Here is a 12,414-nt window from a genome sequence, read left to right on the forward strand (position 1 = left end):
GCTGCGATGAAACTGACCTCCCTGCAGGGTGCGTGCGCGGCGGTGGTTCTCGCGCTGTGTGGATGCACCTCCACGCCGCCGGCACCACCGCCTGTGTCGCCCGTCCTTCCCGATCAGGCTCCGCTGCCCGGCCAGGTCCTGGCCCGGAATGAACGCCTGATGATCTATGTGCCCGCTGGCGGCGATTCGCTGCGCGGCCTGGCCGCCCGACTGCTGGGCAGCGAAGACAACGACTGGCAGATCAGCGAAGCCAATGGCGGGCTGAGCAAGCTCGAGCCTGGCCAGCCGGTGGTGGTGCCCTTGAAGCCGCAGAACCCGGTGGGCGTGTGGCCGGGCAGCTACCAGACCGTGCCGGTGCTGTGCTACCACCGCATCGGTTCCGTGGGCGGCAAGATGGCCGTGTCGTCGGCCAACTTTGCGGCGCAGATGGAATGGCTGGTGAAGAACAACTACCGGGTGTTGAAGCTCGGTCAGCTCGGCCCGTACCTGGACGGTCAGCAAGCGCTGCCGCCGCGATCGGTGGTCATCACCTTCGACGACGGCTATGAGTCGGTCTATCGGTTTGCGTTTCCAGTGCTCAAGAAGCTGGGGTTGCCGGCCACGATGTTTGTCTACACCGATTTCCTGGGGGCAGGCGACGCACTGACCTGGCCGCAGTTGCAGGAGATGTCGGCGTCGGGACTGATGGACATCCAGTCGCACTCCAAAACCCATCGCAACCTGATCGAGCGTACGGCCGGCGAGACGGATGATCGTTATGCCCGCAACATCGAGCAGGAAGTGGTGTTTCCGCGGGACATGCTGGAAAAGCGCCTCAACACCCCGGTGCGGCATTTCGCCTATCCGTATGGGGATGCAAACGAGCTGGTGCTGGACCAACTGACACGGCAGAAGTTCAATCTGGCAGTCACGGTGAATCCCGGTGGCAATGCATTCTTTGCACAAGCGTTGATGTTGCGTCGCACCATGATTTTTGGTGATCACGACCTGGAGGCCTTCAAGGCGCGGTTGCAGACCAGCCGCAAGATCGGGGGCGCGCCATGAGCATGGCGATGGCGATGGCGATGGCGATGAGGCGTGCCGGTCTGCCGGTGCTGCTGGCCGGCGCAGTGCTGCTCACGGCATGTACCACCACGACCACGGTCAGCGAGCGTGCGCCGGACGCACCCCCTTCCGTGCCGCGCGGGCCGGTGGGCGAGTTTGAACTGGCGCAATTCCAGCGGGCCAAGGATCTGGAGCAGAAGGGGCAGTGGGCGGAGGCAGCCTGGGCCTGGGAGGTGCTCACGGTGCTGCGTCCGCAGGAGCCGTCCTACCGAGACCGTCTGGCGGCGGTGCAGGGGCAGATCGATGCGGGGGTGGCGGAGCGGCTGCAGAAGGGGCAGCAGGCGCAGGCCAAGGGCGACCTGGAGGCAGCGTCGCAGCAATACCTCCTGGCCTTGAGTCTGCAGCCGGACAACACCAAGGCGGCGGACGCGCTTCGCGCCATCGAGAAAGAGCGCAACAAGCGCAGCTATCTCGGCACGCCGTCGCGCATCACCCTGCGGCGAGGCGTGGAGCCCAAGCCGCTGACGCCGGCGCAGGCCAAGGCGGCTGCGGCGAAGGAAGCGCGCGAGGCCAAGGAAGCTGCCAAGGCGGCGGAGAAGGCGGAGAAGGCCGAGAAAGCGGAGAAAGCGGCTGCGGCGAAGGTCGCGGCAAAGAACGCGCCAAAGGACGCTGCAAAGGACGCTGCAAAGGACGCGCCCAAAGATGCGCCCAAAGATGCGGTGACCACGACCGCTGCCAGGAATGCAGCCGGAGTGGCTGCGGCGTCTTCAACGGCGGCGAGCGGTATTGCGACAGCCTCGGCGGCCGGGAAGGGTGCCAAGGCGGAGGCGGCCACGCCCGCCGACCGCAATGAGCTGGAGCACATTGCCATGCTGTCCGCCCAGGGCGAAGTGGATGAGGCCATCCACTTGCTGGAGCGGCGTTCGGCGCACGATCGGCGTGATCCTTCCGCGCGCCGGCTGCTGGCGGACCTCTATGTCCGCAAGGCTGAACGCGTGGCGGGCAACGATCGGGCAGGGGCCATCGGGTGGCTGCAGAAGTGCCTGAAGATCGACGAGAAGCATCCCCGCGCCCTGGCGTTGATGCGGCAGTGGATTGATGCGGCGGCATCCCCAGGTGCGGGGGGTGCCACGGTGACGGCAGCCAGCACTTCGGCCAAGCCGCTGCGCTGAAGACGATGTCCCATCGCTTCGTCAGCCCCAAGGGAAGGGGCTGACGGGTTTTGCGCGCGCCTGGGAAGGCGTGAGGCACCAGGCATTCACTCCTGGCCCAGTGCCGGAGTCGCAGGCCGAGATCGAGATCACTCGCCAACGAATGCCTGCCTCATCCAGCCACTGCTTGCGCAGGACCGGTCTGACCGGCTCGCACCAGGGCTGCATCCACCGCCAGTTCGCCGGACCGCAGGCCGTGCGAGGTGAGATGCACACACAGCACGTGGTGGTCCGTGTCCAGGGCAGGATTCAAGAATCCTTGCACGGCATGCTCTTGGGCACCAAAGCGCTATTGCGCCCGGCCCGCCATGAAAAACACCCCGGAGACTTGCATCTGCGGGGTGTTCTGCGGGGCGTCCGTTCTGTGTCGGTGGCACCCGTCTTATTTCAGCTGGTCGACCTTGGCCTTCAAGGCCACGGCCTTTTGACGCTCCAGCTTGGCCACTTCATTGCCGGGGTCCAGTTCCAGCACGTTGTCCCAAGCCTTGATCGAACCGGCCAGGTCCTGCTTGGCGAAGGCCGTACGGGCGGCCAGCGTGTAGCGGTCGGTCAGCTTCTTGCGGACTGTCTCCACCTTGGCCTGGGCGCCCGGCTGGTCCATCGAGGCCGCACGCTTGTATTCGTCCAGCGCGCGGTCCAGGCGGTTGCTACGTTCCCAGGCTTCGCCGTTACGCATGGCCTTTTCGCCAGCGCTCAGTTCCGGCGCCGGGGCGGGCGCGGGTGCAGCGGCCGGAGCCGGTGAGGGGGCCGGGGTGGCGGCAGGCTGCGGCGCCGGGGCCGGTGTGTTGCGGCCACGTCCTGGCGCCGGCTGCGGATCCAGCGAGCCCGGGGGCGGCGCCTTGCCCGGGATACGCAGCACCTGGCCACCCGCCACGCGGGCCGGCACCTTGATGTCGTTGTAACGGGCGAGGAGGTAGAACGAATAGATGTCGCCCATGAACCGCCCCGCAATGCGAGACAGCGTGTCGTTGGGCCGCACGGTGTAGGACCAGGACTCCTTGCCCAGCATCTGGACCGGGTCGCCGGTGATCTGCCGCATCAGGCTGTTGGCCAGCTTGTTGGCATTGTCCACCGCCAGGGCGCGCTGGATTTCAGCACGGGCCTGATCTTCCTGGCCGGCTTCCAGCATGTCGACGGCCGACATGGCCATCTTCTGGGCCTGGGCCTGCTGTGCAGGCGTGGCAGGGGGCGGAGGGGGGGGCTCAGGCGGGGGCGCCACCGGTGCAGAAGCAGCGGACGCAGCAGGCTCCGGCGCTGGCACGTGGCGCTTTTCAGGCGTGACACAGCCGGCCAGCAACGCAGCCAGGACGCAGGGAGCAACAGCACGAAGAGAATACTTGGGCATCGGCATCGCTAGGGAAAACAGGCTGCGGCAGTATGACGCCTGCCGCAATGGACAGAAGGTGACTTTCGTTCATTGAAGCATGGCCGCAGACCAGTAAACATGCGAGGGCCGCCAACTATTTCGCAAAGACGCGTTTGGCGACCCAGGATCGATCAAAGGCAGCAACATGACCCTCACCCTGCGCGCAGTGTCGCTGAACGACCTGCCCCTGACGCAGCCAATTACCGCACAGTTTGGGCCGCAGGGGGGCACGATTGGCCGTGCCGACAGCAACACCATGGCGCTTCCCGACCCGGAACGCCATATCTCCCGGCAACAGGCGGAAATCCGCGCCACGCCCGGCGGTTACCTGATCTTCAACACCGGCAGCGCCAATCCGATCACCGTGGCCGGCCAACCTCTGGCCCAGGGGCAGAGCGTGCCGTTGCGGGACCGCGACGAGATCCGCGTGGGGGGCTATCTGCTGGAAGTCTCCGAAAGCGCCGCAGAAGACACCGCTGTCTCGCAGGCGCCCCTGGCGCAGCCCACGGCCGCCAGCGCATCCACGGTCCTGCCTCCCGCACCCGCACGGCCGGCATCGGCGTCTAGTGACCCGTTTGGCGATCTGCTGGGGAGTGGCAGCGGCAGTCGCAGCACGAGTGGCGGCAGCGCCGGCAACCCGTTTGCCGACCTGCTGGGCACCCCACCGCCGCCGCCGTCCCGGTCCGCCTTCGGTCAGACCCACCGGACCGCCCCGGTTCCCCCGGCCGCACCGCCCGTGGCTTTGCTGCCGGACGATTTCGATCCGTTTGCCCCGCCTCCTGCCCCTGCGGTGCTTGCACCCGCAGCCCGGGCGGGCCAGGATTTCGGCGGTCTGGGGAGTCCGCTCCCGGCCCCGCCGCCGGTCAGCCGTCCCCATCAGGAGCTGTCGGGTGGCGGCGCTTTTGCCGATCTGATCCCCGCCTCCGGGAATGCCCCCAGCTCCTTGGACGATATGTTTGGCCTCAAGCCAGGCGGCAACAGCGCCGGGGATCCGCTGGCGGGTTTCATGGCCGAAGCCACCAAGGGTCTGCGCGACAGCGGCGATGACGGCCTGTCCACCGATCCGATGTCGCTGTTTGGCGCCCCGGCGCCCAAGCCGTCGCATTCCGAGCCCGTCACGCCCGCCTTGCCGGACCACACGTCCGCCCTGAACAGCGCCTTCCGGCCGCCCGAGGTGCGTCCACCGGCTCATCGGCCTGAGCCCACGGCAGCCGCTCGGGCCCCGGCCGTGACACCGGTCGCGCCGACGCTGGCGCCTACCGCACCGACGCTTGCACCGACGCTGGCGCCGCCCATCCCGACCGCCTCTGCGGACGTTGGCGCCCAGGACCGCTTTGCGCCCGCCGTCCCGCACGACGCCGCCACCCCGATGTTCATGGACTCGGAGGCCGGCGGCCTGATTTCCCCGCCACCGGCACCTCGCCCCGCCCGTCCCAACCCCGGGGCGGCCGCGCCGCGCGCCGCCGGGGCATCGGCGGACACCGCCGCCCTCTGGCAGGCCTTCAGTGAAGGTGCCGGCATCCGCTTTGAACCCACCCAGGGCCTGACACCGGAGCTGATGTGCAACATCGGCCAACTGCTGCGGTCATCGGTGGACGGCACCTTGCAGATGATGGCCGTCCGCGCCGCCACCAAGCACGAACTGCGGGCGCAGGTCACCGTCATCCGCTCCCGGGACAACAATCCCCTGAAGTTCTCGCCGGATGCACAGTCGGCGCTGGAGCAACTGTTGCAGCCGCCGGTGCGCGGTTTCCTGCCAGGCCCGGCCGCGATGTCGGACGCCATGCATGACCTGGTGGGTCACACCATCGGTACCATGGCAGGGACCCGGGCCGCGCTGGAAGGCGTGCTGGGCCGTTTCAAGCCGGAAATGCTGGAGTCCAAGCTCACCAGCCGGTCCATGCTGGACAGCGTGCTGACGCTCAACCGCAAGGCCAAGCTCTGGGAGCTGTACCTGCAGCATTTCGAAGCGATCCGTGAGGAGGCCCAGGAGGACTTCCACAACCTGTTCGGCAAGGCCTTCCTGGAGGCCTATGAAGAGCAGCTCGAACGCCTGAATCAACGCAAGACCGCGGCCTGACGGGAATCCGGTCCACTACACGACACCATGCTCAAGATCCGCGTCGCGGCCTGTAGCGAAATCGGCCAGCGCACCACCAATGAGGATGCGGTGGTCGCCCATGAAAACGGCCCTGGCTGGTATGCCGTCCTGTGCGACGGTGCCGGCGGCCACCGCAACGGCGCGGAAGCCGCGCGGCGTGCCGTCTACCGCATGCAGCATGCGCTGGGCGATGCCACCTTGCCTTGGCGCCCTGAGCTGCTGACCGGGGCGGTCATCGCGGCCCATGAGGATGTGCGCCGAGGCATCGAGGAAAGCGGCCGCGCCCGCATGCACACCACGCTGGTGGCCCTGTGCGTGGATGCGCAGCGCAACTTCGCCATGTGGACCCATGTGGGCGATTCACGCCTGTACCGGCTGCGTAATGGCCGGGTGGACCGGGTGACCAACGACGACAGCGTGGTGCAGCGGCTGATCGACGCAGGCCTCATCACACCGGCACAGGCCGAGGACCATCCGCACAAGAACCATCTGGTGGCGGCGCTGGGCATTGACGATGAGCTGGAGCCTCACACCACAGGTGCGGAGCCACTGGAAGACGGAGACGTGTTCCTGCTGTGCAGCGACGGTTGGTGGGGCAGTGCGGGCGAAGTGTCGATTCCCGACACCCTGCGTCTGGCGCAGAACCCGCAGGACTGGCTGCTGGCCATGCGCGCGGAAATTGAAGCGCGGGCGTTGCCCAACCAGGACAACTTCAGTGCGATTGCCGTGTGGGTGGGAGACCGACAGACGGCGCCCGTGATGAATGCCGATGATGACGATACCGTCACGGCGGTCACGCCGGTGCGTCCGTCCGAAGAGGCCTACGGGTCAACGCCCTCCGGGGCGCCAGCTGCATCTGTGTCGACCACTGGCCCGCAGGGCAATGATGGGGACGATGAGGACGACGAGACCACGCGGCGCATGCCGCTGTGAGGGAGTCGCTCCTTGGGAGTCCCTCATCCGCCTGGCATGCGACTGGGCTGAAACCGGTTGGAGCCGGGCCGCAACCTGGCGTCAAGGGGGCATTAAGGGGGCATCAGGCCGCCATCACCCAGCGGCCTGCGTGAGCAGCTTCCCGAACACCTGCGCGCCGGGCAGCCCGGGGCCCCACTGAAACTGCGGCATCACCGGCGCCGCCGTGAGATCCGTTCGATCCGCCCGGTGTGACCAGATCGTGCATCCGGCCAGCCGCTCCATCAGCTCCCCGGCGGCGAGCATCGCCAATCCGGAGGGCAGGGACGTGCTGGGCGGGCTGAAGGTCTGCCAGCGGTTGGCGGCATCCGGCAGCGGAATGGCGGCCGCCGCACTGGCCGGGAAGGCCGGCGCGGAGCTCAGGCGCTGCTCGAAGGACTCCAGCGTGGCGGCATCTTCCAGCGTATGCACGGCGGCCTGCGCCAGCACGGCATACCAGCGTTCCAGATGGTCCAGCCCGGCGCGGTCCACCGGCGGATCGGTGCGCTGCTGCGCAATCACCAGCGGAAAGTAGCGCCCGACGTTGTCGCAACTGGGCATGAGCACACCAAACCACCACTTCATGTCCACCACGCCCGGCGCCCATGCAAAACGCAGGACCGGGGCGGTGAGGTAGAGATCCAGCCAGTGGGACCCGAGCGCCAGCGGCAGGTCGCGCATCAGCTCGGACAGCCACGGGTCGCAGTGGCGCACCCAATGCGGTGGCAGGCGCCGCTGGGCAAAATCGCCCAAGGGCGCGATTTTTCCGTACCAGCCTGGCGTCAGTTCGTTGCCGGTGGCGTCGCTGCCCGATGCGGTCGAAGTGGAAGCCATGGGGGACATCACAGGCTGTTGGGGCAGGAGAACTGGTTGAGTTCGTTCAGGCGGAACGGATTGTTCACGCTGCTGGCGGTCACCTCGAACACGGCCTTTCGGCCGTCGATGTCGAAGGTGACGCGGAAGCGCTCCGGTGCATTGGTCTTCTCGATCTTCACCCGGTCGAACAGCCGGAAGAGGGCCCAGGGGCCGTCATTGACCATGCCGGACGAGCCATTGGCGCTGGTCGGGCTCACCTGCACCCGCACCTGCGAACTGCCGCGTGGACCCGGCCATTGCACCGAACTTGGAATCTGCGGGCCGTGGGCATAACGAACGATCTGACCGTCCACATCCAGGATGAACTGCTGGATGGTGGTGTCCATCTCCACCGGCTTGAAGTCCAGCTTCAGCGAAGGCGCATTGCTGCCGGGGAAGAAGGTTTCCTTGATGACGGCCGCGCGCTGGAACTGAGGCAGGGTGCCGACATCGCCGCCCAGCGGGGTGCCCTCAACGGGCCGGAACTTCCACGGCCGGGTGGTGGTGTCGACATACGGCGCCAGCTTCTGCTGGAACAGCTGGTCGATCTTGCCGCCCGGGCCGAAGAGGGTGGCAAAGTCGGCCTGCGTCACGTCGCGGGAGGAGTTGCGGTCCAGCGGGTAACGGCCGGCCACGGCCTGCTGGCAGAACTCACCCACTTGGGAACGCACCTCCTGGCTCAGCGTCTGGCGCATGGCGCCTTGCGACACGCGCGAGGAACTGTTGGACAAGTCATCCAGCATGGTGCGCAGCGGCTCCGGCATGCGGGTGGCCTCCACCTTCAGCCGGTTGGGCACCGGGGAGGGCGGCGGCGCGGACCCGCCCTTGAGCGCCGTTTCCGCCGCACTCAGCACCACATTGGCCTCGCCGATCAGGGCCAGCGTTTCATCCAGCGGCGACTTCCCGCCACCGGGGGGCGCCGTCACCAGATTGCGCAGCCCGGCAAAGCGGTCATCCACGATGGTGGCTTCCAGGCGTTGCTGGGTGGCCGCATCGGCCGGCGTGGTCTTGCCGGAAATGGCGTTGACGATCTTGTCGCGGGATTTCTGGATCAGGTCGCCCGCCTTCTGCTGCGCTTGTTCGATGGCATTGCCACCGGTGGCCAGCGTGGTTTCGCGCGAGATGGCCTTGAGCAGCGGCGGCAGCGGGCTGTCAGACGCCGACAGCAGCCGCGAGCGCTCCACCGACTGCGTCACCGTGCCCATCGGCTGCAGCTTGATGTCCGCCAGGAACGAGTCCCAGGTGGCCGCATAGTCGGTCAGGTAGAGCTGGCGAACCTCGTTCTCCAGCGGACCGTTGGCCTGCACCAGGGAGGCGGCCGTCTTGGGCGCGTCCGCCACGCCCAGCACCCAGGATTGTTCCGAGGCCAGTTGAGACGCCGCCTGCCCCACCATGGGCTGGAAGCCGCGCAGGTAGCCGTCGCGGGTGTAGAGGCCGGGCACCCCCGACACCAGCGAGGCGCCACTGGCCCGCACAAACACCAGCGAGGCATTGGCCCCGGCCGCGCGTGACACGGTGAAGTCGGGGAAATCCGCGCCCAGGCGCTGCGCCTTGAGACGGTTGTAGATGCGTTGCGGCAGCGGCAGGGTGGAGAGCTGGTTGCGGGTGGCCTTGAGCAGGGCCTCGTCATCCGGCAGCGGCGAGGCCACGCCGCCCTGCGCCAGCAATGCGTCCAGGTGCTGGCTGAGCTGGTCGCGCTGTTCCGGCGTCAGTTCGCGACGGGTGGTTTCCCAATCGGTCTGGACATGCTGCTTCAGCGCCGCACCATCGAAATGGTCGGTGTTGTGCAGCATCACATAGGCCTTGAGCGCTTCGTACAGCGTCTCGGGCGTGTTGCTGCCCTGGCGCAGTTGCTCTTCGATGCGCAGCATGATGCGGGGCAGCAGCGCGTCGCCCAGCATGCGCTGGTAGGCCGCGTGGGCGGCGCTGTCCAGCTTCTTGCCCTGGAACAGACCCCAGCGCATGGACCAGGGCGTGGCGCCATCCAGCTGGGCGAGGCCACGCGTGGCATCCAACGCCGGCAGGATCGGCAGCAGGTCGGCCGAGGCGCGGTTGGGGGTGGATTGCAGCAGCTCGCGCACCTGTTCCGCATGGGCGGAGACGTCGGCGATGTACTTGCGGTTGTTGCTGTAGCTCACCGCCCAGGCAGTGATCATGCCCACGCCCAGCAGGCCGACGGTGGCATAACCGGCCACCATCCAGGCGTGACGCATGCGTTCCCAGCGGCGGTTGGTGCCGCCCAGACCGGCTTCGGCGAACACCACCTCACTGAGCAGGCGGTTCAGGAAGTAGCTGCGTCCGCTGGCCTGGTTGGGCGCGATCACCGCATTTTCCAGGCGGTAGTTGCGGGCGACCGAGCCCAGCACCCGGTCGATCGGGGTGCCTTCCTGCGTGCCGCTGACGAAATAGACACCACGCAGCAGCGGCTGGGCTTCATAGGGGGACGGTGCAAACACGCCGTCCAGGAATTCCAGCAGGGCCTGACGCAAGGTGCCGAATTGGGCCGGGAATCCATAGATGCGGGCCCGGCGCTGCGGGTCCCGCTCGGCTTGCAGCCGGTCGATCAGGCCATCCAGCAGGCGTTGGGCCAGGGCGTCGAACTCCGCGCCGGCCTGCGCCAGCGGCGTGGTGGCGGCGCGTGGGAAGGTGAAGCCCCAGGGAGCGGCGCGCTGGTCCTTGTCGATCGTCGCCATGTAATCCATGAAACCGGACAGCAGGTCGGCCTTGGTCACCAGCAGATAGATCGGGAAGCGGACGTCCAGGTCCTTGTGCAGTTCCTGCAGACGGCCACGAACGGTCGACGCGTATTGCGCCCGCTCGGCCGGTGTGCGGGCCAGCAGGTCCGACACCGACACCGTCACCAGCGCCCCATTCAGCGGCTGCCGTGGACGGGACCGGCGCAGCATCTGCAGGAAGCCGCTCCAGGTGGCCTTGTCGTTGGTCGGGTCGCTGTCCTGGGTGGTGAAGCGTCCGGCGGTGTCGATCAGCACGGCCTGGTCGGTGAACCACCAGTCGCAGTGGCGGGTGCCGCCCACGCCCCGGATGGCGTGGTCGCCCATCTGGTCCGCGAGCGGGAACTGCAGGCCGCTGTGGCGCAGGGCGGTGGTTTTGCCGGAGCCCGGCGCACCGATGATCAGATACCAGGGCAGTTCATACAGATACCGCCCGCCCAGCCGCGCCGCCCAGCCCTTGAGCTGGTTGCCGGCGCCAAAACGCGCCCGTTGCAGCGTGGCCATGGCCTGCTGGAAGCGCTCGCGCACGGCCGCCATGTCGGCGCTTTCACGCTCGGATTCCTGCGGGCCGGTGGGCGACTGCATCAGCTGCTGCACCACCGCCGCATTGCTGCGGCTGGCGCGCCAGCGCCGCCAAGCCACCAGCGCAACCACCAGCACCACGATCACGCTGATGGTGATCCAGCGCGAGGTTTCGCTCTCCAGCGGCCGATGCTCCCCAATGGCCACCAGCGGGCCGATGATCCACAACACCAGCGCCACGGCCAGCAACAGCACCGCCAGCAACACCCAGCGGTTGAAGATCCATCCCAGGACACGTTTCATCGTGCGGCTCCGCTGGCCGCCTGCGCGGCATCCGCGCGGCCACCGATCATCAAACTGATTTCAACACGCCGGTTCAGGGCGCGATTGGCAGGGGTGTCATTCGGGGCGACCGGCTCGGCATCGGCCCGGCCTTCCGCTCGCACACGTTCAGCGCTGACCTGATTCGCCATCAGCAGTTGCGCCACCGTATGGGCCCGTTCTTCGGACAGGTGCCAGTTGGACGGGAAGCGGGCCGAGCGAATCGGCTGGTTGTCGCTGTGGCCGGTGACCAGCACCTGGCCCTGCACCTTGCTCAGCGCATCGGCAATGCGCAGCATCAGCGGCTCGCGGTCGGGGGACAGCGTGGCGCTGCCGCCTGCAAACAGGCCGTCACCCCGGAGCGTGACCACGCTGCGATCCACCTCATCACGCACGGCCACCAGGCCCGCCTTGATGTCCGACTGCAGGAACTGCGCCAGACGCGGCTTGGCCGGCGGCGCGGGAGGCGCCACCACCGGCGGGCTCAGACGCAGGGACTGGATCTGGCCAAACACCGGGTCGGAGCGTTCCGCCAACGACAGCGTCAAGGCCAGATAGGTGGCCGCCAGCACCAGCGCCACCACGGCGGTGAGCGCGGCCAGCGGCAGCCAACCCAGATGGCGGCGCTTCTTGGTGGCTTCCACCTGCCAATGCTGGGCCAGGGCCGGTGCATAGTCGCCGCGTTGCTGTTTGAGGATCTGCGCCAGTCGGTCGCGCACCGCTTCCAGCTGGGCACGCCCGTTGTCGATGACGCGGTAGCGGCCTTCAAAGCCGAGCGTCAGCGCGGCATAAATGACCTCCAGTAGATCCCGGTTCTCGTTGGGGTTCTCGGCCAGACGGGCCATCAGCTGGAAGACCTTCTCGCCGCCCCAGGTCTCGTTGTGGAACATCGACAGCAGGCTGTGCCGGGCCCAGACGCCCGAGCCGCCCCACGGCGTGTCGGCGGCGGCCTCATCGATCATCGTGCACAGCACATAGCGGGTGGCCATGATGCGTTCCGGCGCAATGCCGGCGGCCTGGGCCTGGGCGGCGAAGTCGCGGATACCCTGGGCCAGTTGATTGCGCAGCGCGGCCGGGTCATCCACCCGGCGGGTCGCCCGCAGCGGCGGCACCAGCAGCAACAGCTTGTTGGCCAGCGACAGCAGGGCGTTCAGCCCCTTGGCTTCCGTCTCGGGCGGTGGTTCACTGCTGCCGTCAGGATTCACCTGGCGTGCAGGGGCCGCGCCACCTGGGCGCGGTTTGATGAAGGTGCGCTGGTCGTCGAAGCCCGCGAAGGGGTCATTGAGCGCGGAGGGGTCCATGCCGGCTCCA

Annotated in this window: 9 protein-coding genes; 4 read left to right on the top strand and 5 right to left on the bottom strand. The window is 67.8% G+C overall.

The window, feature by feature from the left end; all coding sequences use genetic code 11:
* The first annotated feature begins 6 nt into the window (after positions 1–6).
* Complete coding sequence (locus OU995_RS17730) at positions 7–1,044, top strand: polysaccharide deacetylase family protein (RefSeq protein ID WP_267831333.1); 1,038 nt, start codon at positions 7–9, stop codon at positions 1,042–1,044.
* Positions 1,041–2,216 carry a hypothetical protein gene (locus OU995_RS17735; protein WP_267831334.1) on the top strand — a complete coding sequence of 392 codons (1,176 nt, stop codon included), beginning with the start codon at positions 1,041–1,043 and terminating at the stop codon, positions 2,214–2,216. The genes OU995_RS17730 and OU995_RS17735 overlap by 4 nt, the downstream gene beginning before the upstream one ends.
* A gap of 151 nt (positions 2,217–2,367) precedes the next feature.
* Here the strand turns inward: OU995_RS17735 and OU995_RS17740 are convergent, their stop codons facing one another.
* Complete coding sequence (locus OU995_RS17740) at positions 2,368–2,520, bottom strand: hypothetical protein (protein ID WP_267831335.1); 153 nt, start codon at positions 2,518–2,520, stop codon at positions 2,368–2,370.
* Between the two features lie 117 nt (positions 2,521–2,637).
* Positions 2,638–3,399 carry a LysM peptidoglycan-binding domain-containing protein gene (locus tag OU995_RS17745; RefSeq protein ID WP_267831336.1) on the bottom strand — a complete coding sequence of 254 codons (762 nt, stop codon included), beginning with the start codon at positions 3,397–3,399 and terminating at the stop codon, positions 2,638–2,640.
* Between the two features lie 367 nt (positions 3,400–3,766).
* Between OU995_RS17745 and tagH the strand changes: the two genes are divergently transcribed.
* Together tagH and OU995_RS17755 are read left to right on the top strand one after the other, a co-directional pair.
* Complete coding sequence (gene tagH / locus OU995_RS17750) at positions 3,767–5,701, top strand: type VI secretion system-associated FHA domain protein TagH (RefSeq protein ID WP_267831337.1); 1,935 nt, start codon at positions 3,767–3,769, stop codon at positions 5,699–5,701.
* 27 nt (positions 5,702–5,728) lie between these two features.
* The gene (locus OU995_RS17755) at positions 5,729–6,655 is read left to right on the top strand and encodes a PP2C family protein-serine/threonine phosphatase (protein ID WP_267831338.1); all 927 of its coding nucleotides are present in this window, start codon (positions 5,729–5,731) and stop codon (positions 6,653–6,655) included.
* Between the two features lie 114 nt (positions 6,656–6,769).
* Here the strand turns inward: OU995_RS17755 and tagF are convergent, their stop codons facing one another.
* From tagF to OU995_RS17770, 3 genes are read right to left on the bottom strand one after another with little or no spacing between them, the layout of a single operon-like run.
* Entirely contained in the window at positions 6,770–7,507 is a 738-nt protein-coding gene (gene tagF / locus OU995_RS17760; RefSeq protein ID WP_267831339.1) for a type VI secretion system-associated protein TagF, read from the bottom strand.
* A gap of 8 nt (positions 7,508–7,515) precedes the next feature.
* Complete coding sequence (gene tssM / locus OU995_RS17765) at positions 7,516–11,085, bottom strand: type VI secretion system membrane subunit TssM (protein WP_267831340.1); 3,570 nt, start codon at positions 11,083–11,085, stop codon at positions 7,516–7,518.
* Complete coding sequence (locus OU995_RS17770; protein WP_267831341.1) at positions 11,082–12,404, bottom strand: DotU family type VI secretion system protein; 1,323 nt, start codon at positions 12,402–12,404, stop codon at positions 11,082–11,084. Before OU995_RS17770 ends, tssM begins: the two co-directional genes overlap by 4 nt.
* Positions 12,405–12,414 lie beyond the last annotated feature (10 nt).

The organism is Roseateles sp. SL47 (genome assembly GCF_026625885.1).
In the GTDB taxonomy this organism is placed as follows: domain Bacteria; phylum Pseudomonadota; class Gammaproteobacteria; order Burkholderiales; family Burkholderiaceae_C; genus Roseateles.

Excerpts from the sequence above, each read along its gene's own strand:
- tssM (WP_267831340.1), bottom strand. The coding sequence starts at position 11,085 with ATGAAACGTGTCCTGGGATGGATCTTCAACCGCTGGGTGTTGCTGGCG.
- OU995_RS17770 (WP_267831341.1), bottom strand. The coding sequence starts at position 12,404 with ATGGACCCCTCCGCGCTCAATGACCCCTTCGCGGGCTTCGACGACCAG.
- OU995_RS17745 (WP_267831336.1), bottom strand. The coding sequence starts at position 3,399 with ATGTCGGCCGTCGACATGCTGGAAGCCGGCCAGGAAGATCAGGCCCGT.
- OU995_RS17735 (WP_267831334.1), top strand. The coding sequence starts at position 1,041 with ATGAGCATGGCGATGGCGATGGCGATGGCGATGAGGCGTGCCGGTCTG.
- OU995_RS17730 (WP_267831333.1), top strand. The coding sequence starts at position 7 with ATGAAACTGACCTCCCTGCAGGGTGCGTGCGCGGCGGTGGTTCTCGCG.
- tagF (WP_267831339.1), bottom strand. The coding sequence starts at position 7,507 with ATGGCTTCCACTTCGACCGCATCGGGCAGCGACGCCACCGGCAACGAA.
- tagH (WP_267831337.1), top strand. The coding sequence starts at position 3,767 with ATGACCCTCACCCTGCGCGCAGTGTCGCTGAACGACCTGCCCCTGACG.
- OU995_RS17755 (WP_267831338.1), top strand. The coding sequence starts at position 5,729 with ATGCTCAAGATCCGCGTCGCGGCCTGTAGCGAAATCGGCCAGCGCACC.